A 24,369-nucleotide genomic window follows, 5' to 3' on the forward strand; every position below is an offset into this window, starting at 1 on the left:
TCGCATACACAACAAGCCGCGCTGGCGCGACAACAAAGCGCGCCGGCGGCGATTCAAGGAGACAACAATGTTGAAGTCCGCTTACGGCGATGTCGTCACGCCAGCCTACGCCGAGGACCGCACTTACGCCAAAGTGACATGGCGGCTGGTTCCCTTCCTCTTTCTCTGCTACGTCTTCGCTTACCTGGACCGGGTCAACGTAGGCTTTGCCAAGCTGCAGATGCTGACCGACCTCAAGTTCAGCGAGACCATCTACGGCTTGGGCGCGGGGATTTTCTTTATCGGCTATTTCATCTTTGAAGTGCCGAGCAACATCGCGCTGCATCGTTTCGGCGCGCGGAAATGGATCGCCCGCATCATGCTCAGCTGGGGTCTGCTTTCCGGCGCGATGATTTTCGTAAAGACGCCCACCGCCTTCTACGTGCTGCGCTTCCTGCTCGGCGTTGCTGAGGCTGGAATCTTTCCGGGCATCATTCTCTACCTGACGTACTGGTTTCCGTCCTCTCGCCGCGGCAAGATCACCGCAATGTTCATGACGGGGATTCCAATCGCCGGCGTGATTGGCGGTCCGCTTTCGGGCTGGATACTGAACAGCTTCAGCGGCGTGCACGGCATGGCGGGCTGGCGGTGGCTGTTCCTGCTCGAAGCGCTGCCTTCCATCATCGGCGGCATCGCGGTGCTGCTATATCTCGACGACAGGATCAGCGCGGCGAGATGGCTGAGCGCTGAAGAAAAGTCGCAACTCGAGAAGGGACTGGCAAACGAGTCAGGGCACATCGAGGTGCATAGTGCAAGCGGCGCGTTCACCAACAGGCGCGTGTGGGTGCTGTGCCTGTGCTACTTCGGCATCATCATGGGCCTGTACGGCATCAGCTTCTGGCTGCCCACGCTCATCAAGGCCTCGGGTGTAAACGACGCTTTCAATGTCGGCCTGCTGACGATGATCCCCTACGGCGCCGCGGCCATCGCGATGGTGCTGCTGGGACGCAGTTCGGACCGGAGCAAGGAGCGGCGCTGGCATGTGGCACTGCCGGCGGTGGTCGGCGCAGTCGGTCTTGTGGCGAGCACGCTGGTGCCTCACAACGTCGCGTTGGCTGTCGTGTCCCTTACCTTCGCCACGATCGGCATCCTTGGAGCACTGTGCCAGTTCTGGTCGATCCCGCCTGCATTCCTGGGTGGTGTGGCGGCGGCCGCGGGCATTGCACTGATCAATTCGGTCGGCAACCTGGCGGGCTTTGTCAGTCCCTATCTGGTCGGCTGGATCAAGGATATGACGCACAGCACCGACATGGGCCTGTATTGCGTGGCAGCCTCGTTGCTCGTGGCGGCGGCCGTTGTGCTGACGATGCCGAGGAGCGTGGTCAACCGTTAAGGATTGCCGCGGCGGCAATGCCCGAGATGCCGAATGCAGCGGTTGCCACCAGCTTTCCTTCCGGCTGGTGGCTGCCGGATTCCAGCGGCCGAAACGCTACCGGGCCATGGCCGGTGCGGTGTCTTCTGCCACTGGCACACCCACCGACGCAACATCAGCCGCAACATGCGACAGCTTCATCATGCGCGGCTGCAGCAGCAGCGCGACGAGCCCGCTCCAGCCGGTCTGATGCGAAGCGCCGACGCCGCGCCCGTTGTCGCCGTGAAAGTACTCATGGAACAGGACGAGATCCTGCGACTGCGGGTCGGCTTGCAGTATCGGATAGGCCGCCATCACCGGCCGCACGCCTCGTGCATCTTTGAGAAAGAGCGTGGTGACGCGCCGTGCGAGGTCGTCGGCAATCTCGCTCAGCGAAAAACGCTTACCCGATCCCGTCGGATACTCGACGCGAAACTCGTTGCCGTAGTAGCGATGGAACTCATATAGCGATTCGATCAGCAGGTAGTTGACCGGTATCCAGACCGGCCCGCGCCAGTTCGAATTGCCGCCGAATACGCGCGAGTCCGATTCGGCCGGCTGGTATTGAATGCAGACATTCACGCCGTCATGGTCGAAGACATAGGGTGCATCGCGGTGCACGCGGGACAGCGCCCGCACGCCGTGCCCGGAGAGAAACTCGGCTTCATCGAGTGCGCGGCGCAGCAGCGCAGTCATCCGCTGTCCGCGCAACAACGACAGCAGCGTGGTGTTACCCGTGCCGGGTTCGGTCCAGCGCGACACCAGCCTGGCGAGATTCGGCCGATGATCGAGAAACCACGCCAGTCGTTCGCGCAATCCCGGCAGATGGCCGTACACGCGATCTTCGAGTACGTGAACGGCGAACAGCGGAATCAGTCCGACGATCGAACGAATGCGCATCGGCACACGGGTACCGTTCGGAAGGTGAAGTACGTCGTAGAAGAATTCGTCTTGTCCGTCCCATAACCCTGTTCTGCACCCTTCGCTGCAACTGACCGCTTCCGCGATGTACAGAAAGTGCTCGAAGAACTTCACCGCGATTTCGACGTACGCGCTGTTCGTCATCGCCAGTTCGAGGCCGATCTGCATCAGGTCGAGCGCGTAGGAGGCCATCCATGCCGTGCCGTCGGCCTGATCGATGCGGCCGCCGGTGGGCAGCGGCGAAGACCGGTCGAAAATGCCCACGTTGTCGAGCCCGAGAAAGCCGCCCTGAAAGATGTTGTGGTCCTCAGCGTCCTTGCGGTTGACCCACCACGAGAAGTTGAGCAGCAGCTTGTGGAACATGACTTCGAGAAATTCGTGATCGCCAACGCCCGTCACCTCGCGGTCGAGTTCGTACACACGCCATGTGGCCCACGCATGAACCGGCGGATTCGCATCGCCGAACGCCCACTCGTAAGCGGGCAATTGCCCGTTCGGATGCATATAGCGTTCCTTCACGAGCAGCAGCAATTGCTTCTTCGCGAAGTCGGGATCGATCACGGCGAACGCGACCGCATGAAATGCAAGATCCCACGAGGCGTACCACGGGTACTCCCACTTGTCGGGCATCGACACGATGTCGCCATTGCACATGTGCCGCCAGTCCGCGTTGCGGCCGTGCCTGCGTGCTCCCGGTGGCTTGGGTTGCCCGGGGTCGCCGTCGTGCCAGCGCGTCACGTCGAACTGGTAGTACTGCTTCGTCCACAGCATGCCGGCGAGCGCCTGACGCTGCACGAGCCGCGCATCTGCGTCGGGGATGTCGTGCTGAAGCGCAGCATAGAATTCGTCGGCTTCCGCTTGCCGGCGCGTGAAGAGCGCCTCCATGTCGAGAGGCACGGCGTCCGTTGCCGGTTCGGGACGCCAGCGCAGGTACAGGACCGAGCGCGTATGAGGCGCGAACTGCAGGCACACATGCGCGGCGGCGCGGGTGCCCTTATCGCGCCGGATTGCCTGCTCGTCGCCGTCAACGAGGTAATCATTAAAGCCGTCCTTGAACGGCCCCGCACCTTCGAAGCCGAAGATGCGGCGCACATTTGTTTCGTTTTCGCAGAATATCCACTCGACCGGTTGTTGTGCCGACGCCGTCACGATCATCGTTCCGAGCGCGGGACTGTGCGCGACGACGCACGCGCCTTCCTCGGTATTCGACCTAAGCGTGAGCGACGGCTTGCTGTGTTTTCCCGACCACGCCCATCTGTTGCGCGCCCAGAATTGCGGCAACACATGAAGCGCCGCGCACTGATCGGCGCGGTTTTCGACGCTGACGCGCATCACGATATCGTCGGGTGTGTGCTTCGCATACTCGACGCAGACGTCGAAGTAGCGGTTATCGTCGAACACGCCCGTATCGAGAATTTCATATTCGGGCTGATCGGCACCGCGCCGCATGTTTTCGTCGATCAGATCCTGGTACGGGTACGCATCGTGAGGATACTTGTACAGCATCTTCATGTATGAATGCGTCGGTGTGCCGTCGAGATAGAAGTAAAGCTCCTTTACGTCCTCGCCGTGATTGCCTTGCTCATTCGTCAACCCGAAGAGCCGTTCCTTGATAATCGGATCGTGCCCGTTCCAGAGCGCGAGCGATACGCACCAGTCGAGCGGGTCGTTGCCGAATCCGGCAATGCCGTCCTCACCCCAGCGGTACATGCGGCTGCGCGCATGATCGTGCGGAAAGTAGTCCCAGGCGGTGCCGTATTCGCTGTAGTCTTCGCGAACAGTGCCCCATTGCCGCTCGCTCAGATAAGGCCCCCAGCGGCGCCAGCGGTCGAGCTCCGGGCCATGGAGCCGGGCACCTTCGGTCGACTGAAGAAGATTGATTGCGCGTAGCGGTGGCATGGAACCTCCCGACCCGACATCGACCGTCCAACGTTTCAGTAGATGAAAGTCTGTCCTTTTTCATCAGCAACGGCGGCCAGACTGTACCGTAATGATAAACGCCATCGCGCTGCAACGCCTCGATGGTCGCGGAAAACAACCCAAAAGACCTGTTACTTTCCTCGGCGAGTTCTGGATACGCTTGATGCGCCACAATGCGAGGCCCGATCATCAGACTGAACAGCCCATTATGGCGCTGGGCGAACTCAACATACACCCGCATCATCCGGTACGCTTTGGCAAGCGCCGTATCCTCACTGTCACGGATCGCAACGCGCAGCGCAGCGAGGTCACGGTAACCGCTTGCCGCGATCGTGGCCAGCAGTTCGTCGATACCCGCAAAATGTCGCGAGGGCGCGGCTTGGCGATACCTGTACCGGCGGTGATCTCCGACGAGGACGCCGCACAGGCTCTCATCAACCCGATGACGGCATGGGCAATGACGACGAGCGAGCACCAACTCGGACGCGGCGACTGGCTTGTCCAGAGTGCGGCCGGCTCGACGGTCGGTCGCCTCGTGCTGCAGATCGCGAAAGTGCAGGGGTTTCGCACCATCAACCTCGTACGCCGTGAAGAGCAGATCGCTGAGATCCAGGATCTTGGTGGTGACGTCGTGCTTCCCGACCGGCACGCCCGCGCCGATGCTGGAGCGGCTCGCCGATTAAATTAGGCATACTTATATATTGGGTGTTCGAGTGCGTGCCGTTCGATAACTTGACAGTACCCCCGAGCGGGGTATGTGGCTGCTTTATTTGTCGATGTCATCGTGTTGTCATTCCCGCCGGTTCAAATAATTAAAGCTGTCGCGTGTTGTAGTGGGCAGACCGTGATGGAAATACGAAGTGCACCGCTCGCGTCACGGGTAACTTGACATTGCCCAATACATCTAGACGTTTAGATGACAGAACGTGGCATGACGGTTCTCTGAACGAGCAGGAACCCCGGTGAGCGCCGCGCTAGCGTTGACTTCTTCCCCCTCGCGTCGCGCGTGGATGGTGGTCTTCACGCGATGCTGCGCTCGCAATAGTCGCGACGCGCCGGCTCGACTTACAACCACTACCGCTTCGGCTTTCAGCAACACTACGCTGAGGCCTGTACACATACGGAGCACATTGATGCTGATCAGGAACGCTCGCGTCGTCACGCGAGATGAAGAATTTACAGGCACCTTGCGTATCGAAGACGGCTTCATTCGCGATCTGGAGCGTGGCGCCACGTCCGTACGCGAGGCCGTTGACTGGGAAGGCGACTATCTGTTGCCCGGATTGATCGAACTGCACACTGACAATCTCGAGAAACATCTCATGCCGCGTCCGGGCGTGCGGTGGAACATCGACGCGGCGTTCGTGATTCACGATGCGCAGGTGGCCGCGGCCGGCATCACGACCGTCTTCGATTCGCTCAGAATCGGCGCGCGTTCCGACGTGGACATGCACAACCGCGATCTGCAGACGCAATGCACGCAAGCACTCGCACGTTTGTCCGGGAGCGAGTTGCTGCGTGCCGAACATTTCCTGCATCTGCGCTGCGAAATCGCCGCGCCTGATGTGGTGGACGTGTTCGATTCGCTCTACACGCATCCGCTGCTGCGCCTCGCTTCGGTGATGGATCACACGCCGGGCCAGCGGCAATGGCACGACCGCAACCAGTGGCGTCGCTGGCAGGAACGGCACGGCAAGCTGACTGACGAACATTTCGCCGCGGTAGTAGCCGAGCTTTCGGATGGACAGGAGCGCTACGCCGACCAGCACCGCCGCGAGATCGTTGCACGCTGCGTGGCGCTTGGCGTGCCGGTGGCGAGCCACGACGATACCGTAGTCGAGCATGTCGAACAGGCGGCGGCCGAAGGCATCGTACTGGCCGAATTCCCGACCACCCACATCGCCGCACAAGCCGCGCGCGAACACGGTATCGCGACGATCATGGGCGCGCCCAACATCGTGAGGGGCGGGTCGCACTCGGGCAACGTTTCGGCACTCGAACTCGCGAAGGCCGGGTTGCTCGACATCCTGTCGTCCGACTATGTGCCATCGAGTCTTTTGGCCGCGGCGTTCGAACTCGTCGACAAGGCTGGCTGGACGCTGCCGCGCGCAATCGCAACGGTATCTGCCGAACCGGCTCGCAGGGTGGGGCTGTCCGACCGCGGCGCCATCGCCGCCGGTTTGCGGGCCGACTTTGTGCGCGTCAAGATGCACGATGGGCTGCCCGTACCCCGTGCGACCTGGCGGGCAGGCGAGCGCGTCGTCTGACACCTGCCACGCTGCGATCGGGCACACGGATAGGGTCGGGCTGGCAGCGATCAAACGTTTTCGCCTATCTGCGCGCAGCCTCGTCATGTGAGGGCGAGGCGAGCGCGGCCGCTGTCACCTCAACATTGAATTTCGAACTCTTATGCTGATTAATCATGGTGTCGCGGCCGATCCGTGGACGCTTGGCCGCGTCTTGTCGGAAGATCCGGAGATCCATCCGACGGCACTGGTTCGCGCCAGCGACTTTGGCCGCTACACGTATCTTGGCCCGCGCAGCCATGTTGCCGAATCGGTCCTCGGCGACTATGGCTATGCGATGGGCGACAATCAGATCGCCCACGCGCACATCGGCAAGTTCGCCAACATCGCCACCGGCGTGCGCATCAACCCGCCCAACCACCCGTCGTGGCGAGCGACCCATCACCACTTTACCTATCGCTCACGCTCGTATGGGCTCTCCCTCGACGACGACGCCGGCATCTTCCAATGGCGCGAGAAGGACCGTGTCGAGATCGGTCACGATGTGTGGCTCGGCCATGACGCCATCGTCATGCCCGGCGTCACCATCGGCACGGGTGCAGCGGTCGGTTCGGGTGCAGTTGTGACCAAGGACGTGCCGCCGTTCGCTATCGTTGTCGGAGTGCCGGCGCGCGTGCTGCGCTTTCGCGTCGACGCGCGAACTTCGGAACGGCTGCAGCAGATCGCCTGGTGGGACTGGAGCCCGCAACAAATCGACACGGCCCTGGCCGATTTTCGCGCGCTCACTGCGGTCGAGTTCGCCGAGAAGTACGGCGGTTAATGCGGCGGTAACGTGTCGGTTAGCTTCGCGCTGCAAGTGGCGAAAAAAGGTCTGATCGGCGATTTTCGCCCGTTGGCGAGTGGAAATCTCGCATTCCTTTCCGATCTCGCGTAGTGAGCGTGAACACAGCAACTCTCCTTGCCCCGATGAAATTCATCTAGATGTCCAGATATTAAATAGACATGTCACATGAGATTTTCCAGACGGGCTGAGATCCTTTCAAATTAGTGGAACAAGGTTCATATGGAATTCCGGCAACTCGGCCTCAGCGGCCTCAAGGTTTCGACGCTGACGCTCGGTACGATGACGTTCGGCAGTCCGACCGATGAGGCGAGCGCGGCACGCATCGTCGACATGGCACATGAACAGGGCGTCAACTCGATCGATACCGCCGATGTTTACTCCGGCGGTGAGTCTGAGCGTGTCGTCGGGCGTTGCATCGCTGCCCAGCGCGATCGCTGGGTGCTGGCGACCAAAATCGCCAGTCCTCTGGTTGAGGGCGACGTCAACGCGCGCGGGGCATCGCGCAAACATATGATTCGGGCCGTCGAGGCCAGCCTGAAGCGTCTGAATACCGACTACATCGATCTGCTCTATCTTCACGCGGAAGATCATCACACGCCGGTCGATGAAACGGTGCGTGCGTTGAATGATCTGATCCGCGCCGGCAAGATACGGTACTACGGTTTGTCGAATCATCGCGGCTGGAAGATCGCTGAATTCGCTCATACAGCACAAGCCCTGGGGCTGGATGCTCCCGTGGCCAGCCAGCCGCTGTATAACATCGCAAACCGGCAGGCCGAGGCGGAACAACTCACTGCCGCGCACCGCTATGGGCTTGGCGTTATTTCGTATAGCCCCCTCGCGCGCGGCGTGCTGACCGGAAAGTACGAACTGGGCGTGACGCCCGCCTCCGATACGCGGGCAGGGCGCGGTGACCGCCGCTTGCAGCAGGCCGAATGGCGGCCCGAGTCTCTGGAACTGGCACGGCGCGTTCGCGAGCATGCGCAGGCGCGGGGCTTGAGCGCGGGGCAATTCGCGCTCGCATGGGTGCTGAACAGCCGATATATCAGCTCGACCATCGCCGGGCCGCGTACCGAAGCGCAATGGGACGATTACCAACCGGCCTTGAGTTATCGTCTGGACGTGGAAGACGAAGCCTTCGTTGACTCGCTCGTCACAACCGGCCATCCTTCGACGCCCGGGTTCAACGATCCCAAGCATCCTTTCTTTGGCCGGATTCCGCGTCATGGTTCGCAGGAGGGATAACGGGATTCCGCGGACGGTCTGCCGATATCAGACCGGGCAGCAGATAGTCGCCGTCCCAGTCTTCGGCTGCGCGCGCGGAAGTCGTGCCGCGTTCCACGTCGCGGATCTTGCAGTCTTCTACGCGCACCATGATGTCGATCTCGCCGATTTCGACCGCTTCACCGGAAGAGGCACTCATCGGGGTTCCTGTTGATCCAGCGAGCCGTCATTTGACCGTCTGTTCATCTAAACATATAGACGTTTGAAGATAATGTAGTTGTGCTTGCAACGACCGTGGTTTCATATTTCCATCACGGGTCGCGCACTACAATGCATGTGACAACGAATATTTGAACTGAGGGGAATGACGGCACCATGACATCGAACGATACCGCCGCGCCGGGCGCGCAGCTCGAACGTGGCGCGGGGGTTGCCGTATGGAGGCAGATCGAGCAGATCCTCGCTGCCGAGATAGTGGCCAGCGGTTTCGGCGAAGACGGGCGCCTGCCGAGCGAAGGCGAACTGGCCCGGCGCTTCGACGTCAACCGCCATACCGTGCGCCGCGCGATGCTGGGGCTTGCCGCACACGGGCTCGTCCACGTCGAGCAGGGGCGCGGCACCTTCGTGCAGCCCGGCGCGATCGACTATACGATCGGCCGCCGCACGCGTTTCACCGAGAATCTGCGTCAGCAGCATCATGCGGCGGGCGGCGCGATGCTGTCGGCGGCGCGGGTGAAAGCTGAGCCAAGTGTGGCGAAGGCGCTGGGTTTGCGTGCCGGCGTACAGCTCTACCGGATCGAATCGTTGCATGAATCCGACGGCGTGCCGCTCACCTTCGCGCGCAACTGGTACCCGGTTGCGCGTTTCGCGGACCTGCCGGAGGTGCTGGAGCGCACCGGCGGCATGACCAGGGCGCTGGTGGAGTTCGGTGTGGCCGACTATCTGCGCAAGTGGAGCCGCATCGGCAGCGTGCTGCCCGAGCCGGAAGTGGCGCGACGGCTGAACATCAACCGGCAGCAGCCGGTGTTGCGGGTGGAGAACGTCGATGTCGATCTGCAGGGCACGCCTATCAAATACGGCGTGACGCACTTCGCCGCCGATCGCGTGCAACTGATGGTGGAACACGACGTATGAGTATGGCCGCGTGGGTGCGCTGCCGGCGCGACGCCGGTGCAAGACCGCTCCCGGGACCGCGAGCAAGCCAGCCGGCCCAGAAGGCGTAGCCGCTACGCGGACGGGCCGGCGAGGGGCCGCCGGCCGCCTGTCCGCGCTCATCCGTCAGATGACCTTTGCGCGCAGCCACGCGGAGGCCAGATCGATTGCCGTGACGACGACGATCACCATGATCAGCACCGCAGCGGTGGATGCGTAATCGAACGAGCGAATTGCTTCATACAGCACCACGCCGATCCCGCCCGCGCCGACCATGCCCACCACCATTGCCGAGCGCACGTTCGATTCGAAGCGGTACAGCGCGTACGAGATCCACAACGGCAGTACCTGCGGCAGCACCGCGTAGATGATCTCGTCAAGATTGGTCGCGCCGGTCGCGCGCACGCCTTCGGCGGGACGCGGATCGATTGCCTCGACTGCTTCGGCGAACAGCTTCGCCAGAATGCCGGTGGTATGCACCCACAACGCCAGCACGCCGGCGAACGGACCGAGTCCCACCGCGACGATGAACAGCATCGCGAAGACCATTTCATTGATCGCGCGGCACGCGTCCATCAGGCGGCGCACCGGTTGCACGACCCACTGCGGCGCCATGTTGTGCGCACACATCAGGCCGCAAGGTACAGCGCACACAAGCGAGAGCACCGTGCCCCACACCGCGACCGACAACGTCACAACCATTTCGTGCACATAGTTGCGCCACTCGGTGAAGTCCGGCGGGAAGAAGTCCTTGGCGAACTGGCCCATGTTGCCGGAGTCAGTCAGCAGATCGAGCGGCCGCATATCCGCGCTGTGCCAGCTTCCCCCCAGCACGGCGATCACGCCGACCCAGCCTAGCAGAGACAGCCAGCTGCGCTTGCCCACAGTAGCGCCCGCCAGCGTGCCGACCGGGTGCGTCGGGCGGGCGGTAGTCAGGTCGGACGCGCTCATTGCTTCGATAAAGCCGCGTTCAGCGCGCTCAGCCTGGCGTCGAGCGCGGCAAGCTGGGTCTTGCGGTCGTCGTCGGACAGATGCGTGTCGCTCTGAATCTTCTGCTTCTGCTGAAACAGCGAGACCTGGCGGGTCGGCAGCAGTTGCGCATCGGACGACGCCGAGAAGCCGCTATAGCCGGTAATCGCGGCCATCACCGCCTTTTCGTGCGGGTCGGTCTTGCCGTAGTTCAGGAAGAAGGCGCGGATCTTGTCCTTGGTGGCCTGCGACAGATCCTTGCGCCAGACCAGCGGGTCCGATGCGATCAGCGGCGAGGTCCACAGTACGCGCACCTGGGCGAACTTGTCCGGATGATCCTTTTTCAGCGTGTCGAGCATCTCGGTGTTGTTGGTCGCAATGTCGATCTTGTTGTTCACGACAGCCAGCAGATTGGCTTCATGGTTAGACGGTAGCACCGCCTTGAACGAGGTATTCACCGGCGCATTGTGCTGGGCGAACAGGTAGTAGCCGGGAACCAGCGTACCCGACGTGGAATTCGGGTCGCCGAAGCCGAGCGTCACATCCTTGGTATTCCTGAAGACGTCGTCGAGCGTCTTGAAGCGGCTGTTCACGTTGGTGATCAGCACGGACTTGTAGCCGGAGTCGCCGTTCGCATAGGTGATCTTGGCAAACACCTCGCCGCCGGCGCGATCCACAGCTTCCATCGCCGAGGCGTTGCCGAAGTAGCCGACCTGCACCTTGTTAAAGCGCATGCCCTCGATGATGCCGGCGTAGTCGGTGGCGAAGAACGCCTTCACGTGCAAACCGGTCTGCTTACTCATGTCGTCGACCAGCGGCTGCCAGCGCTGCGACAGCACCGCGGACGAATCGGTCGAGATGATGCCAAGATTGATGTCTTCGGCGTGGGCGGCGACGCACGCAAAAGCGGCGGCGCCGGCGATCAGTGAGCGCAGGAATTTCATCAGGTTTAATCCAGTTGGCAGAACAGAAGGAATGGGAGCGACGCTGTATTTCAGGCAGAGTGCGCAGGATCGAGTGCAAAGGAGTAACGCTGCGACTGGGGTGCATCGGCATGCGGTTGCGCGGCGCCGTGATGAATTTCTTCGAGCAGCTCGCGAGCGTCGTCGCCGTAAAGCTGCTGCAACAAAGCCGGCGTGAGCGCGGAAGATGCTCCGTCGTAGACGATCTTGCCGCGGCGCAGGGCGACGGTACGCGGGCAGTACTGCATCGCGATGTCGACCTGATGCAGCGACACCAGCACGGTCAACCCGTGATCGCGGTTCAGCGTACGCAGCATGTCCATCACGCGGCGCGACGATTCAGGATCGAGCGACGCAATCGGTTCGTCCGCGAGGACGATGCGGGCCCGCTGCACCAGCGCACGTGCGAGCGCCGCGCGTTGCTGCTGGCCGCCGGAGAGGTTCGCCGCGCGTTCCTGCGCGTGTTCGGCAATCCCAACCTCGCCGAGCGCGGCAGACGACAGCGCCCGTTCGCTGCTTGGGAAACGGCCCGTCACGCGGCGCCACCACGGCAGCCGCGCAAGCGCACCGATAAGCACGTTGGACTCGACCGACAGCCGGTTGACAAGATTGAACTGCTGGAACACGAAGCCGATATCGCGGCGAATCCGCCGCACTTCACGCACGAGGCGGCCGTTTTGCTGGATTGGGCGGCCGAGAATCGAAATCTGCGACGGCTGTGCGTCGGAGACGGTGAAACCCGCGATGTGCCGCAGCAGCGTCGATTTGCCCGAGCCCGAGGCACCGATCAGCGCCACCATTTCGCCCGGGGCGACGCGCAGATCGATTTCATCGAGAGCCTTGCGGCCGTTTCTGAATGTCTTGCTCAGCCGTTCGACGCGAATTGCTTCCATGCTTACCCCGTCAATGCATCCGGCAAGTGCCGGAACGTGTGCCACATTCTAGGAAGCCACCGTGACAGTTAAGTGAAGCTATCTCAACGTCTAGAAGACTATGTCTTTCAATACGTATCAGTGCCGCAACGCGTGGCCTCGGATGGGGGAGCGTGCAAAAGTTGGGGAGGCTCCCAAGCCGCTGCATGGCGGCGCAAGCATAGTCCTCCCAAGTGTCAACGGAATGACTATTTCTCAATGCATAAAAGAATTGCATTGATATAAATTCAATATTAGGCTTGCGAGCTTTTCTTTCGGTTCAAAGGGATCCGCATGATGAGTTTTCCGTCCATGCCGTCCGCCGACGACTCAGTGCGCCTCGGCGCCGCTCCGGTCCTTGCCTCACCAGGCGGCGGTGCGGCCGCGCGTGCCGCGCAGGCGATCGAGCGGCTGGCGCAGGCACGCGGTTTCATCGTCGATCTGGACGGCACGCTGGTCGCGAGCGGGCAGGCGCTACCGGGCGCGGCGCGGTTGCTCGCCTATGCCGGCGAGCGCTGCGTGATCGTATCGAACAATTCGCGCGACACCGCGCGCAGTCTGTCGCGCAAGCTCGAGCGGATCGGCCTGCGGATAACACCGGAGCACATCGTACTGGCGGGCGAGCAGGCGGTGCTGATGGTCGCCCGGCGGTATCCGGGCGCGCGGATTCGACTCGCCGCGAGCGCGACGCTCGCAGCCTTCGCAAGGCGTCAAGGGTGCGTCCTGGTCGAGCATGCCCCGGACGTCGTCATTCTCGGCCGCGACGTGCATTTCAACTATGCGAAACTCGCGGCGATCGTCAACGACGTGCGCGGCGGCGCGCGCCTGATTGTGACCAACCCTGACCTGAGCCATCCGACGAACGACGGCGGCCTGGTGCCCGAGACTGGCAGCCTGATGCACGCGGTGATCGCCTGCGCCGGCGTGGCACCTGAGCAGATCGTCGGTAAGCCCGAACAGCCACTGTTTATCGAGGCGCTGCAGCGGCTCGGTACGCCAGCGGCCAGTACGCTGGTAATCGGCGACAACCCGGCAACCGACGCGGCCGGCGCGGCCCGGCTCGGTATGCCGCTGGTGCTGGTCGGCGCCAGCGAGTGCGCGGATGTCGCATCGCTGGCGGCGCTGTTCCCGTCCGAAGGCGGGGAGCAGGCGCAATGCAGGCGCTCTTCAATGGCGCTTCAAGAACAGGGCGTCAAATGTATCGAGGACCGTTGCGTTTAATCTCTCGTAGCGGGATGCGCAACACACAAAGCGCAAGAATCGACGATCGATTCTTGATCGAACTCCCTGTATCGGGCGTGCGTCAAACGACGCCTTTTTTCCTCAGCTCACCGAGTTCATCCCCATCGATCCCACACAGCGATACCAGCACATCGTCGGTATGCTGCCCGAGCGTCGGCGGCGCACTTCGATACTGGATCGGCGACGCTGACATCCGGATCGGATTCGCCACGCTGGGCGCGCTGCCCGAGAGCGGATGAGGTAAATCGACCCGCATGCCGCGGTGTTGGACCTGTGGGTGTGCGAACGTCTGCGCGATGTCGTTGATCGGTCCGCAAGGTATGCGCGCGGCCGCGAGCGGCGTCACCCACTGCTCGATCGTGCGCGTGACCAGGATTTCCTGAATCATCGGGCCGAGCATGTCACGGTTCATCACGCGTGCCGCATTCGTCGCGAAACGCGGATCGGTTGCCAGATGTGTGCAATCCGCAAGCTCAGAATTTGCGGAACTGTCCGTCGTTGCCGACTGCCAGCACCATTTGCCCATCTTTGGCCTTGAACACCTGGTAAGGCACGATGTTCGCATGCGCATTGCCCTCACGCTTCGGCGTCCTTCCCGATACCAGGTAGTTGAGGTTCATGTTCGCCATTGCCGCGACCTGTACATCGAGCAATGCCATGTCGATGTATTGGCCTTCGCCCGTCCCGGTGCGATGCGCCAGTGCGGCCAGGATGCCGACGGTTGCATACATGCCCGTCCTTCCTTATATGGGATCTCTTCGACGGCCAAGGTCGTACGTACAGCTATGCGGATCTTCTTGACCATGTGCAGCGTCTCGCGGGCGGTATGGCTGCCCGTGGAGTGCGGGCAGGTGACCGCGTCGTTGTCCATATGGAGAACTGCCCCGAAGCTGTGTTGGTCCGCTTTGCGTGCGCCTGGCTTGGCGCCGTGTGCGTCGCAACGAATGCATTAGCAGCGGGACCCGAACTCGCCTATCTGGTCGCCGCTGCGTGCGCTGTTTGTGCCGTGACCCAGTCTCATCTTGCCCCACTTCTCGCAGAGCACTGCTCCCAACTTGCCTGGATTGCTGTAGTGAATGCTGAGGTCGAAGACGGTGAGCGTGCGGTAGCGGCTCAGAGGGTGTTTGACTTCTCCAGACTGTATGTCAGGCGCTCGGCCTTACGTTTCCTCGCCTGGTACCGGCCTTGTCCATCAGGAACCAGCCATGACGTTTGAAACGCTCAAAGTGGATCGCGACGGAGCAGTTCTGTTCGTGAAAATTTCCGCCCCGCCCATGAACCTGCTTGGCCCCGAGCTCGTGCGAGACCTGGTCACGCTGATCCGGGACGCTGAAGCCGACGACGGCACAAATGTGCTCGTATTCAGTAGTGCCGACCCCGACTATTTCATCTCCCACGTGGATGTGACGAAGGTAAAGGAATATCGCGAGGAAGCCGCAAAGCTGACCGGCGAGCCCTCGATCGCGCGGCTGTTCCGCCATTTGAGTGCCAGTCGGCTTGTCTCGATCACGCAGATCGAAGGGCGTGTGCGCGGCGCGGGCAGCGAATTCGTGCTGGCCTGCGATATGCGTTTTGCCGCGCGGGAATCGGCGGTGTTTAGTCAGATGGAACCCGCCTTCGGATTGATTCCCGGCGGCGGCGCTGCCCAGTTCCTCACCCGCCTGATGGGCCGCGGCCGTGCGCTTGAAGTAATGCTGAGCGCGTTGGACTATGACGCGGACATCGCGGAACGGTATGGATGGATCAACCGGGCGTTGCCCGCCGAATCGCTCGGCGAATTCGTCGCATCGCTTGCGCGGCGCATCTCGCGTTTTCCGGCGGCCGGACACGCGATGGTCAAGGAGCGCGTCAATGCCATCGCGCTGGCTCCCGTCGACGAGTTTCGCCGCGATTCGAATCTCTTCGGGACAAACGTGCAGTCTGTGCCCGCACAACGCCGGATGGAAGCCGCCATGGCCCACGGGTTCCAGACACGCCAAGCGGAACTGGACCTAGGCCGGCTGCTGGGCGAACTCGACGATTGATAGCCGGAGTGCATTCATGCATCAGCGCGGCTGCCCCGCATCGCCCTGTCGTTTTATCTGTATCATTAAGATCGCTAAGTTTTAGGAGTTTGTGTGTCAGACATTCACGATCCCCATGCGCCATCGCGCCGTCGTTTTATTGGTGTGGCGGCGGCGTCCGTTGCTGCGGCTTCATTGAGCCAGCTCGCGTTCGCGGAAACGACGCAGTCCATTACTGAAGTTGCGCCGCCGGCGGATAGCGACAAAGCCCCTATCCGTCCACTTCGTGTGCATGTGCCTGAATCGCAACTTGTCGATTTGCGCAGACGCATCAAGTCGACGCGTTGGCCGGAGCGCGAAACCGTCACGGATGCGTCGCAGGGCGTGCAGCTTGCGACGATGCAAAAGCTCGCGCGGTATTGGTCGACAGATTACAACTGGCGCAAGATCGAGGCGAAACTGAATGCGTTGCCGCAATTCGTCACTGAGATCGATGGGCTCGACATCCATTTCATCCACGTTCGTTCGAAGCATCAGAATGCGTTACCCGTCATCGTCACGCACGGATGGCCTGGATCGATCATCGAACAGTTGAAGATCATCAATCCGCTGACCAATCCGACCGCCCACGGCGGGAATGCATCGGACGCTTTCGACATTGTGATTCCTTCGTTGCCGGGCTACGGTTTCTCAGGCAAGCCGACTACAACTGGCTGGGATCCTGCACGTATCGCGCGCGCATGGATCGTGTTGATGAAGCGTCTTGGGTACACGCGTTACGTGGCGCAAGGAGGCGACTGGGGCAATGCGGTTACGGAACAGATGGCGCTCATCGCGCCGCCGGAACTGCTCGGCATTCATACCAACATGCCGGCCACCGTGCCGGACGACATTGCCAATGCACTGAAATATGGAAACCCGCCGCCGGCCGGACTCTCGCCCGATGAGAAGCACGCGTTCGATCAGCTCGACTATTTCTACAAGCACGGTCTCGGCTACGCGCAAGAGATGGCGAACCGTCCGCAGACGTTGTATGCGATCGAAGATTCGCCTATCGGACTCGCTGCATGGATGCTCGATCACGACGCCGCCAGTCAGGCAATGATCGCGCGCGTCTTTGACGGTCAGACCGAGGGACTGACGCGAGACGACGTGCTCGACAATGTCACGCTCTATTGGCTGACGAATACGGGCGTTTCGTCGGCTCGGCTGTATTGGGAAAACAAGCTCAACTTCTTTGCACCGAAACACGTTGCAATCCCTGTTGCCGTGAGCGTGTTTCCGGATGAGATCTACGCGGCCCCGCAGAGCTGGACAGAGAAGGCGTATCCGAAGCTGATCCACTACAACCGCCTTCCGAAAGGCGGGCATTTCGCGGCATGGGAGCAGCCGCAAGCGTTCGTGGAGGAAGTTCGCACGAGCTTCCGGACGCTGCGCTGACTTCAAAGATGCGAATGATGCCGCTATGGCGTCAATCGCATCCTTCGATGATTCTCGGCGGCCCTATTAACTCTTCCGCATAGCAGCTAACAGGCCTTCGTCGCATCCATGAAGACCTGCCAGGATGTCATTCATCGCGCGTCTGCTTCACACGGTTGCATCTAGTGTTCCGTTCTGTTGTTAACTAATCTATGTTCACGTAGCATGCTTGTATCGACGGAACGGGAGATACCAGCATGCCCATGGGGACGACCGAAGGCCGAACTGGTGTTGAGTGAAGATGAGCGCTCGCAACTGACTTCGATAGCGCGTTCGCGCTCGATTTCGGCGGCGCTGGTGACGCGTGCGCGCATCGTGCTGGCTGCTGCTGCCGGGGAGCCCAACAGCGCAATTGCCCTGCGTCTTCAGCTCACGCGTGCCACGGTGGGCAAGTGGCGTATCCGGTTCCTGGAGCATCGCATCAACGGGCTGTATGACGAAGTACGTCCTGGCAAGCCGCGCACGATTGACGATGAGCGGCTGGCTCAACTGATTCACAAGACCCTGCACACCAAGCCAGCGGATGGCTCCACGCACTGGAGCGTGCGCACGATGGCCGCCGAAACGGCTATCTCGCCGACGAGTGTGCATCGCTACTTCAAGCTGCTGGGCCTGCAGCCGCATCGCAGCGAAAGCTTCAAGCTCTCGACCGATCAATTCTTCATCGAGAAACTGCGCGACGTGGTCGGCCTGTATCTGAGCCCACCGGAGAACGCCCTGGTACTGTGCGTGGACGAGAAGAGCCAATGCCAGGCGCTCGAACGCACGCAGCCCATGCTGCCGATGGGCTTCGGCTATGTCGAAGGCGTCACGCACGACTACGTTCGCCACGGCACCACCACGCTGTTCGCCGCCCTGAACGTCCTCAATGGCGCGGTGCTCGCCACCTGCAAGCCGCGTCATCGGCATCAGGAGTTCCTGTCGTTTCTGCGCGAAATCGACAAGGCCGTACCGGCTGAACTCGACGTGCACTGCATCGTGGACAACTATGGCAGTCACAAGCATCCCAAGGTCAAGGCGTGGCTGGCAACAAAGCCCCGCTGGCACATGCATTTCATTCCTACCTACAGTTCGTGGCTTAACCAGGTCGAACGCTTCTTTGCGCTGATCACCGACAAGGCCATCCGCAGAGGCTCGTTTGGCTCGGTCAAACAACTGATCACGCGTATCGATCAGTTCGTTTCCCACTACAACGAAAACTGCAAACCATTCATGTGGACCGCATCCGCTGATTCCATCCTCGAAAAGCTACACAGACTTTGTTCGCGAATCAGCGGAACGGAACACTAGCCACCCGTTTTACGTTGCCGTGGTCCGCCTACGTGCGCCTGCTTTCAGTGAAGACGGCGATCGCGCGCGCTTTCTATGAAACAGCGGCGTTGCGCGAAGGCTGGTCGGTGCGCCAGCTCGACCGCCAGCTCGACCGTCAGATCAGTAGCCAGCTTTACGAGCGGCTGGCGCTGTCGCGCAACAAGGCGGCCCTGCTCAGGAAAGCCGCTGATGTCCAGCCGGGTGATCTCCTCACGCCGGAGGAGGCGATTCGCGACCCGTTCGTCCTCGAGTTTCTCGACATCAAGGACGAGTACTCGGAGCCGGATCTTGAGGAGGCATTGATCCAGCATCTGGCGGATTTCCTGCTGGAGCTCGGCGACGACTTCGCTTTCGTCGGCCGACAGCGCCGCCCGAGAATCGACGATACGTGGTTCAGGGTCGATCTGGTGTTTTTCCATCGACGTCTGAAATGCCTGGTCATCATCGATCTCAAGGTCGGTCGTTTCAGCTACGCTGACGCCGGGCAGATGCATCTCTATCTGAACTATGCGCGCGATCACTGGATGAAGCCTGGCGAGAATCCACCTGTCGGTCTGATCCTTTGTGCAGAAAAAGGCGCGGCCGAAGCACACTACGCGCTGGACAACCTGCCGAACAAGATTCTCGCGGCGGAGTACCAGACGGTGTTGCCAGATGAGGCGATGATCGTGCAGGAGCTGGAGCGCACGACAGCGGAACTGGAACGGCGTACCGGGGCCAGGTAATCCGGTCCCGATGCCCGACCGATCCTGCGCGAAACGTGGGAACGCGGGGTGGAAGAGGCAATCCTCAACGATCGTGACTTGGAAAAACTGAACGAAGAAACTGATCGCCGTCGCGTGAGCTTCTCGAACGACCAGTGGCTTTTAAGCAAGCTTGACCGCAAAGCCGGCACTACGGGGATGGCGGATGAGGCGGAGTAATAGACCAGGCGGTTGGGATACAGATGGGCGAGTGGAGCGGGAACAAAATTCTGCAAAGAATGCGAACAAGCCTATGCAAACCGACGGCGTCTCCGGACTTTGCGCATGCAAGCTTTTAATTTGACATAACATAATTTGGCCCTTTTATCGCGTCGCTCTTAAACGTTCATGTCCGTTAAATCTGTAAACCCTCAATGCCGAGATTGCCCGCGCTTGTCGATGCCCGGATAATGAGCGTTGATTAACGGCAAACATAGACTTGCATGACGGATAACCTGCCCAACGATTCATGGGGTGAAGACTACAGGCACTGGCTCGCTGAGCTCAAACAGAGGGTCGAGCGAGCCCGACTTCGCGCAGTCACCAGCGCGAACCGCGAACTCGTGACGCTGTACTGGCAGATTGGCCGCGAAATCCTGGATCGTCAGCAGCGGCAGGGGTGGGGCACTGGGGTTGTCGACCAGCTTGCCCGGGACCTGAAAGCTGCGTTTCCCGACATGCGCGGCTTTTCCCCGCGCAACCTGAAATATATGCGCTCGCTGGCGCAAGCTTGGCCAGACGCGGAATTTGTGCAGCAGCCTGCTGCACAATTGCCCTGGTTCCATCTCTGTACCTTGCTGGACAAGGTCAAGGACCCAGAGCAACGAAGCTGGTATGCCGGCAAGACGCTTGAACACGGCTGGTCGCGGCAAGTGCTGACGATGCAGATTGAGACAGCGGCCTACACGCGATCGGGCAGCGCCGTGACGAATTTCAGGGAAACCTTACTCCCGCCACAGTCCGATCTCGCTCGGGATGCGCTGAAGGACCCATACATCTTCGACTTTCTCAGCCTCACTGAGGATGCACAGGAGCGCGATATCGAGCAGGCGCTCACCCAGCATATCACCCGGTTCCTTCTTGAGTTGGGAGCGGGATTCGCGTTTGTCGGACGGCAATACCGGCTGGACGTCGGAGGCGATGAATTTTTTATTGATCTCCTGTTCTATCATCTGAAGTTGCGCTGCTATGTGGTCGTCGAACTGAAAACGACGCCGTTCCGTCCAGAATATGCCGGCCAGCTTAACTTCTACCTCTCTGCGATTGACGCGCAGGTGAAAGCGCCGGAGGATCAACCCACGATCGGCTTGCTCCTGTGCAAGGAAAAGAACCGGCTCGTCGCGGAATATGCGCTGCGAGGCGTGACGAAGCCAATGGGCGTGGCCGAATATCAGTTGCTTCGACAGGTGCCCGAATCACTGGAAACAGAGCTGCCGTCGATCGATCAGATTGAAGCGGAGCTTCGGCCAGATCTGCCCGGCCACTAACACAGGCGTACGCGCAGGTGCGCACGAATACACAAATACCTGCACCTCATAAGATTAAATCGACTGCAGTCACAATCACGCAATCGCATCTGAGCTGATTGAACAGGTGCTGTTGCTGCTATTCGAAGGGGATCGGCCAGAGAGCGACTTTCGTCCGACACGCCACATGGACCATCAGGCGGCAGTTCCATTCAGCAAGTGATCGTCGATCGGCGAACCCGGGCACCGCGTCATGTTGACTTTTTGCCCCACGCGTCGTCGCGCGTCCCGAGCTTGCAGACATGGGCAGGCGTCGAACAACCCTCGAGACCACTTGCCACGCAGCTTGAGGAACTAGATGACCTTTGAACCTCGGACGCGGCTACTACGAAGTGACCGGTATAAGCGAACGAAAGGGCTCATCGAGCTTCACGCGCCCCACAGCGAAGCCATCCTTACTCGACGATCGCCCCAAATGGATAGATGACCTTCTTGTTCGAGCCGGTGCGCAGTCTGGAGTCGTGAAGCAGAAGACAGAGTGCTGGAGAACGTCCCCATGCGATTGCGCGACCGCGAATCCCGGACCGCTCATATGTGCCGATCCATGTTACGGCTATCTCTCCACGCGTTGACGCACGGCGTCGTGCTTCCGGCTCCCGAAAATACTCACCGTTAGCGCGCTCCCTCATGGTCGTTCGGATGAGCGCCAGCCGAATGCCGCATCGAGCTGGCGTGCACGTTTTACTTCGTCACCCTGCAGATAGATTGAGGTCGTCGAGATCGAGGCGTGCCGCAGGTTGTCGCGAACGGTCGTCAGCTCGGCGCCGTGCGCAAGCGCGTGCGTGGCATGCGTGTGACGCATCCAGTGCGGACTCGCACGCCGCAGCTTCTCCGCGAGCGGCGGGTGATCAGCTTCAATCAGGTCTGCAGCCTGGCAGAAGAAGCGTCGCATCACGTGCCATAGTCGCGCAGGCGAGATGCCAGATGCGCTGTCCGCCTCGCCGACTAGACTGGGGAGCACCGGGACGTTTGGTTGCCAGCGTGCGGCCGTCACCGGCAAGCCGCGCTGCAGCAGTGACTGTTCGAGCGCGCGTCGCGCGAGTGGCGGCAGCACGGCCTTGCCAGGCCGGCTGCCTTTGCCGATCAGTCGCAGCCAGTGATCACCATTCGCATCGGCCAGAACGTCGCCCAGCGTTGCGTTGACCAGTTCGCCCGCGCGTAGCCCGGTCGCGTACGCGAAATCGAGCACGAAGCGCAGACGCTGCGCGGCGGCGGCCTCCCAGCCATACGACCATTCGAGACCATCGGCGAGCGAACGCACGATCTGCCATTCGCCGTCGGTAAAGCCGCGGGATGTGTCGAGCGGGGCCACCCGGGTGCGTCCACGAACCTTGACGCCTGCAAAGGGATTAGCAAGCACGTAACGCTGCTCGATCAGCCAGCGGAACAGTGCGCCGAGTACCGATAGCGCATAGGCAGCCGAACGCGACGAGAGGCCGCGGGCAAATGGGCGCCAGTCAGGTGCGTGACGCGGCCTCGCTGGTCCTACCCAGCGACCGCGCGGCGACGGGGCCAGGATAAAGGCACGATAGGCAATCGCATCTTCGGTAGTGAGCGACGACAGCGCGCGGCTGCGTTCGACGATCGCCCAGAGAATCAGCCGCTCCGCCTCCTTGCGATAGGCGCGCTGTGTCGTCGGCGCGTCATGCAGCGAGAGCCACGCGTGCACGGCCTCGTAGTCGTTGTCCGCATCGAGTGTGCAGGCGCTGCGCGGCGCGCGGAAGGTCCCGTCGGTGCCGTCGACACCGGGTGGCACGTGAATACGCTCCCACGGCGCGAGGGCCGCGCTGTCTCGCACATGCACGGCGGTCGGGTGGCCGGCGACCAGCGCATGGGCCCGCTCCGTGAGATTGGGATAGGAGGCAAAGAACGCCTCGATCTGCTTTGCGGTTGCCGCACCGAGCCCCTCGACGGCATGCCACCATTGACGGCGACGCGGCACGCGCACGGTAAGGTCTGCGAGCGTCACGATGCCGTGGGCGCGCAGTACACGCACGGCGCGCGGACGCAGCCACTGACCAATGTCGTCGGCAATTTGCGGTTCCGCATCGGCGAGACCGGGCAGCAGGGTGATCGCGTGCAGCACGGCGGCGCCCCGTTCGGCACGTTCACTGGCCGGGTGGCTGAACAGTGCGACGAGGTCGGGCCGGTGACGCTCATGCGCGAAGGCGGCGAGTTGCCGGCGGATCCGGCCAAGGATGCCACGTGCGCTCGCGCCAGCGGTGAGCAGCGCGTGCGGCAGGTAGCGTTCGACCGCGTCGCGCGAGGACAGGCCCGCGTACCAGCCGCGCAATGCAGCGAGCGCATCGGCGTCGGGCAATGACGATGTGGGTGCGATGTTTCTGGAGGAGGGCGCTCGGCGCTCCGGGGTGTGACGCGTTTTTCGCAAGCGCAGTTTCCGGAGTAGCGCGCGGCGCCGTATGCGGGAAAGGGATTTCGCGTTGACACAACGTCGTCAACCCTGCGGACCGCGCCCAGCAACCGGCTGGAAACCGCAGCATGGATTACGTTCGCCCATCGACGCGGTGCCTTTGTCGGGCAGCCAATTGCGATGCCCGGCGCCGCTCCGTCCGGTTGTGGTAAAACAGCGCGCCAATGCGCCGGCGTGCGGCGCACAGATGCAATCAGGAGCACAGGTTGAGAAGGAAGTCAGAGAACAGGTCGCAGGTCATCGCGGTACGCGTCGAGCCGGCAATCGAACAGCGATTGAGATTGCTGGCGGAAGTCACAGGGCGTAGTCAGTCGTTTTTTCTCAAACAGTTGATCGAGAAGGGCATCAGCGCGATGGAAGACGCGTGGCTGCCGCAGGATGTGGCTGCCCAAGTCCGCAGCGGGGCTTTGCCGGCGCAGCAGCGTGGCAGGACCTTGGATCTGTTCGGGGATTAGATGTGGGAGCAGTGCGCAGGGTCGCACAGCGTATTCGCAAGTATTGTCGCTTTGACGGGCGCTGAGAGGGCGCAGACCGCTGACTTCGTTCACATGAATCAAACTGTAGCGCCAGTCCTGAAATGAAGGGGCAGATAGTTGCAGCTATCCGAGCCTTCGTTTGCGGTCGATTGTTCCATGGGGCACCACGAACACACAGGGTGGGGAAATTTACTTCGACACTTCGGGGAAGTACGTCCGACGCTGACACAGCCGGCGAGTGATTTCTGGTCGCACCTGACTCCCGATGACATGATGTCTATCAATGCGTTCATTGACAAGGCTGGGCGAAAATTTCTTTCCTGCAAACTTCTTCAGAAGGAGGAGTCCGGCAAGTGCCTCAGACAAAGCTTCGAATCCAGAGTATTCGGAGCCAGCTGCACGCTGTTCTGTTCTTCGCCATCCTATATTGGATGCTTCCAAACCTTTGCAATTCACTCCGTCCGACTCTCGTCAGCGACGGACTTCGTAATGAAATTTTTGCGGTCGCATGCCACGCGTAAGAGATCTCCGATTGGGAGACCTCTCGCACATTGCAGCTTTTAGTCTTGGTGCAGACTTTTGTCTTGGATGCACGCCAACAAAGGCTCGAGCTTGCCGT

21 protein-coding genes and 1 pseudogene are annotated in these 24,369 nt (G+C 61.2%); 15 read left to right on the forward strand and 7 right to left on the reverse strand.

Annotation, left to right across the window (positions count from 1 at the left end; all coding sequences use genetic code 11):
* The first annotated feature begins 67 nt into the window (after positions 1–67).
* Complete coding sequence (locus tag P0D84_RS48110; protein WP_408351502.1) at positions 68–1,372, forward strand: MFS transporter; 1,305 nt, start codon at positions 68–70, stop codon at positions 1,370–1,372.
* 96 nt (positions 1,373–1,468) lie between these two features.
* On the opposite strand, the gene P0D84_RS48115 is transcribed toward P0D84_RS48110, so the two are convergent.
* On the reverse strand, positions 1,469–4,210 hold the full coding sequence (locus P0D84_RS48115) for an MGH1-like glycoside hydrolase domain-containing protein (protein ID WP_408351505.1): 2,742 nt from the start codon (positions 4,208–4,210) through the stop codon (positions 1,469–1,471).
* 91 nt (positions 4,211–4,301) lie between these two features.
* Between P0D84_RS48115 and P0D84_RS49215 the strand changes: the two genes are divergently transcribed.
* The 5 genes from P0D84_RS49215 (at position 4,302) to phnF (ending at position 9,679) form a co-directional block, all read left to right on the forward strand.
* Positions 4,302–4,919 carry a hypothetical protein gene (locus tag P0D84_RS49215; RefSeq protein ID WP_494478251.1) on the forward strand — a complete coding sequence of 206 codons (618 nt, stop codon included), beginning with the start codon at positions 4,302–4,304 and terminating at the stop codon, positions 4,917–4,919.
* A gap of 445 nt (positions 4,920–5,364) precedes the next feature.
* Positions 5,365–6,498 (forward strand): alpha-D-ribose 1-methylphosphonate 5-triphosphate diphosphatase, encoded by a 1,134-nt coding sequence (locus P0D84_RS48125; RefSeq protein ID WP_408351508.1) that lies wholly within the window; start codon positions 5,365–5,367, stop codon positions 6,496–6,498.
* Positions 6,499–6,640: 142 nt separating this feature from the next.
* Positions 6,641–7,297: an LbetaH domain-containing protein gene (locus tag P0D84_RS48130; protein WP_408351511.1), complete on the forward strand. Its 657-nt coding sequence runs from the start codon at positions 6,641–6,643 to the stop codon at positions 7,295–7,297.
* Between the two features lie 243 nt (positions 7,298–7,540).
* Positions 7,541–8,566 carry an aldo/keto reductase gene (locus tag P0D84_RS48135; RefSeq protein ID WP_408351514.1) on the forward strand — a complete coding sequence of 342 codons (1,026 nt, stop codon included), beginning with the start codon at positions 7,541–7,543 and terminating at the stop codon, positions 8,564–8,566.
* Positions 8,567–8,920: 354 nt separating this feature from the next.
* Positions 8,921–9,679, forward strand: coding sequence for a phosphonate metabolism transcriptional regulator PhnF (gene phnF, locus P0D84_RS48140; protein WP_408351517.1), 759 nt, complete (start codon positions 8,921–8,923; stop codon positions 9,677–9,679).
* A gap of 144 nt (positions 9,680–9,823) precedes the next feature.
* Here phnF and phnE read toward each other — a convergent pair whose 3' ends face one another.
* From phnE to phnC, 3 genes are read right to left on the reverse strand one after another with little or no spacing between them, the layout of a single operon-like run.
* Positions 9,824–10,648 carry a phosphonate ABC transporter, permease protein PhnE gene (phnE, locus tag P0D84_RS48145; RefSeq protein ID WP_408351520.1) on the reverse strand — a complete coding sequence of 275 codons (825 nt, stop codon included), beginning with the start codon at positions 10,646–10,648 and terminating at the stop codon, positions 9,824–9,826.
* The gene (gene phnD / locus P0D84_RS48150) at positions 10,645–11,610 is read right to left on the reverse strand and encodes a phosphonate ABC transporter substrate-binding protein (RefSeq protein WP_408351523.1); all 966 of its coding nucleotides are present in this window, start codon (positions 11,608–11,610) and stop codon (positions 10,645–10,647) included. Before phnD ends, phnE begins: the two co-directional genes overlap by 4 nt.
* 50 nt (positions 11,611–11,660) lie before the next feature.
* Complete coding sequence (phnC, locus tag P0D84_RS48155) at positions 11,661–12,521, reverse strand: phosphonate ABC transporter ATP-binding protein (RefSeq protein WP_408351526.1); 861 nt, start codon at positions 12,519–12,521, stop codon at positions 11,661–11,663.
* A gap of 312 nt (positions 12,522–12,833) precedes the next feature.
* Here phnC and P0D84_RS48160 point away from each other — a divergent pair, with 312 nt between their 5' ends.
* The gene (locus P0D84_RS48160) at positions 12,834–13,760 is read left to right on the forward strand and encodes an HAD-IIA family hydrolase (protein ID WP_408351529.1); all 927 of its coding nucleotides are present in this window, start codon (positions 12,834–12,836) and stop codon (positions 13,758–13,760) included.
* 82 nt (positions 13,761–13,842) lie between these two features.
* Here the strand turns inward: P0D84_RS48160 and P0D84_RS48165 are convergent, their stop codons facing one another.
* Positions 13,843–14,352, reverse strand: a complete 510-nt coding sequence (locus P0D84_RS48165; protein WP_408351532.1) for a CoA transferase — start codon at positions 14,350–14,352, stop codon at positions 13,843–13,845.
* Complete coding sequence (locus tag P0D84_RS48170; RefSeq protein WP_408351535.1) at positions 14,255–14,512, reverse strand: CoA transferase; 258 nt, start codon at positions 14,510–14,512, stop codon at positions 14,255–14,257. The genes P0D84_RS48165 and P0D84_RS48170 overlap by 98 nt, the downstream gene beginning before the upstream one ends.
* Here P0D84_RS48170 and P0D84_RS48175 point away from each other — a divergent pair.
* The 7 genes and pseudogenes from P0D84_RS48175 to P0D84_RS48205 all read left to right on the forward strand — a co-directional run bounded on the left by P0D84_RS48175 (position 14,434) and on the right by P0D84_RS48205 (position 20,804).
* Positions 14,434–14,997 carry an AMP-binding protein gene (locus P0D84_RS48175; protein ID WP_408351537.1) on the forward strand — a complete coding sequence of 188 codons (564 nt, stop codon included), beginning with the start codon at positions 14,434–14,436 and terminating at the stop codon, positions 14,995–14,997. The two genes, P0D84_RS48170 and P0D84_RS48175, sit on opposite strands and share 79 nt — an antisense overlap.
* The gene (locus P0D84_RS48180; protein WP_408351540.1) at positions 14,987–15,805 is read left to right on the forward strand and encodes an enoyl-CoA hydratase/isomerase family protein; all 819 of its coding nucleotides are present in this window, start codon (positions 14,987–14,989) and stop codon (positions 15,803–15,805) included. The genes P0D84_RS48175 and P0D84_RS48180 overlap by 11 nt, the downstream gene beginning before the upstream one ends.
* A gap of 93 nt (positions 15,806–15,898) precedes the next feature.
* Entirely contained in the window at positions 15,899–17,224 is a 1,326-nt protein-coding gene (locus tag P0D84_RS48185) for an epoxide hydrolase family protein (protein ID WP_408351543.1), read from the forward strand.
* Positions 17,225–17,428: 204 nt separating this feature from the next.
* Complete coding sequence (locus tag P0D84_RS48190) at positions 17,429–18,553, forward strand: IS630 family transposase (RefSeq protein WP_408351546.1); 1,125 nt, start codon at positions 17,429–17,431, stop codon at positions 18,551–18,553.
* Positions 18,550–19,299: pseudogene (locus P0D84_RS48195) on the forward strand (PDDEXK nuclease domain-containing protein); the annotation flags it as partial. The gene P0D84_RS48190 and the pseudogene P0D84_RS48195, both read left to right, overlap by 4 nt.
* 48 nt (positions 19,300–19,347) lie before the next feature.
* Entirely contained in the window at positions 19,348–19,497 is a 150-nt protein-coding gene (locus tag P0D84_RS48200; RefSeq protein ID WP_408351549.1) for a hypothetical protein, read from the forward strand.
* Between the two features lie 263 nt (positions 19,498–19,760).
* The gene (locus tag P0D84_RS48205; RefSeq protein WP_408351552.1) at positions 19,761–20,804 is read left to right on the forward strand and encodes a PDDEXK nuclease domain-containing protein; all 1,044 of its coding nucleotides are present in this window, start codon (positions 19,761–19,763) and stop codon (positions 20,802–20,804) included.
* Between the two features lie 664 nt (positions 20,805–21,468).
* On the opposite strand, the gene P0D84_RS48210 is transcribed toward P0D84_RS48205, so the two are convergent.
* Positions 21,469–23,181, reverse strand: coding sequence for a site-specific integrase (locus tag P0D84_RS48210; RefSeq protein ID WP_408351967.1), 1,713 nt, complete (start codon positions 23,179–23,181; stop codon positions 21,469–21,471).
* A gap of 299 nt (positions 23,182–23,480) precedes the next feature.
* Here P0D84_RS48210 and P0D84_RS48215 point away from each other — a divergent pair, with 299 nt between their 5' ends.
* Positions 23,481–23,729 carry a YlcI/YnfO family protein gene (locus tag P0D84_RS48215; RefSeq protein WP_408351555.1) on the forward strand — a complete coding sequence of 83 codons (249 nt, stop codon included), beginning with the start codon at positions 23,481–23,483 and terminating at the stop codon, positions 23,727–23,729.
* Positions 23,730–24,369 lie beyond the last annotated feature (640 nt).

The organism is Paraburkholderia sp. RL17-337-BIB-A (genome assembly GCF_046025895.1).
Classification (GTDB): Bacteria; Pseudomonadota; Gammaproteobacteria; order Burkholderiales; family Burkholderiaceae; genus Paraburkholderia; species Paraburkholderia fungorum_C.

Bases quoted from the DNA above. Each gene is read 5' to 3' on its own strand.
- P0D84_RS48110 (WP_408351502.1), top strand. From the start codon at position 68: ATGTTGAAGTCCGCTTACGGCGATGTCGTCACGCCAGCCTACGCCGAG.
- P0D84_RS48115 (WP_408351505.1), bottom strand. From the start codon at position 4,210: ATGCCACCGCTACGCGCAATCAATCTTCTTCAGTCGACCGAAGGTGCC.
- P0D84_RS49215 (WP_494478251.1), top strand. From the start codon at position 4,302: ATGATAAACGCCATCGCGCTGCAACGCCTCGATGGTCGCGGAAAACAA.
- P0D84_RS48125 (WP_408351508.1), top strand. From the start codon at position 5,365: ATGCTGATCAGGAACGCTCGCGTCGTCACGCGAGATGAAGAATTTACA.
- P0D84_RS48130 (WP_408351511.1), top strand. From the start codon at position 6,641: ATGCTGATTAATCATGGTGTCGCGGCCGATCCGTGGACGCTTGGCCGC.
- P0D84_RS48135 (WP_408351514.1), top strand. From the start codon at position 7,541: ATGGAATTCCGGCAACTCGGCCTCAGCGGCCTCAAGGTTTCGACGCTG.
- phnF (WP_408351517.1), top strand. From the start codon at position 8,921: ATGACATCGAACGATACCGCCGCGCCGGGCGCGCAGCTCGAACGTGGC.
- phnE (WP_408351520.1), bottom strand. From the start codon at position 10,648: ATGAGCGCGTCCGACCTGACTACCGCCCGCCCGACGCACCCGGTCGGC.
- phnD (WP_408351523.1), bottom strand. From the start codon at position 11,610: ATGAAATTCCTGCGCTCACTGATCGCCGGCGCCGCCGCTTTTGCGTGC.
- phnC (WP_408351526.1), bottom strand. From the start codon at position 12,521: ATGGAAGCAATTCGCGTCGAACGGCTGAGCAAGACATTCAGAAACGGC.
- P0D84_RS48160 (WP_408351529.1), top strand. From the start codon at position 12,834: ATGATGAGTTTTCCGTCCATGCCGTCCGCCGACGACTCAGTGCGCCTC.
- P0D84_RS48165 (WP_408351532.1), bottom strand. From the start codon at position 14,352: ATGCGCATGCGAACATCGTGCCTTACCAGGTGTTCAAGGCCAAAGATG.
- P0D84_RS48175 (WP_408351537.1), top strand. From the start codon at position 14,434: ATGCCATGTCGATGTATTGGCCTTCGCCCGTCCCGGTGCGATGCGCCA.
- P0D84_RS48170 (WP_408351535.1), bottom strand. From the start codon at position 14,512: ATGTATGCAACCGTCGGCATCCTGGCCGCACTGGCGCATCGCACCGGG.
- P0D84_RS48180 (WP_408351540.1), top strand. From the start codon at position 14,987: ATGACGTTTGAAACGCTCAAAGTGGATCGCGACGGAGCAGTTCTGTTC.
- P0D84_RS48190 (WP_408351546.1), top strand. From the start codon at position 17,429: ATGCTTGTATCGACGGAACGGGAGATACCAGCATGCCCATGGGGACGA.
- P0D84_RS48205 (WP_408351552.1), top strand. From the start codon at position 19,761: ATGACGGATAACCTGCCCAACGATTCATGGGGTGAAGACTACAGGCAC.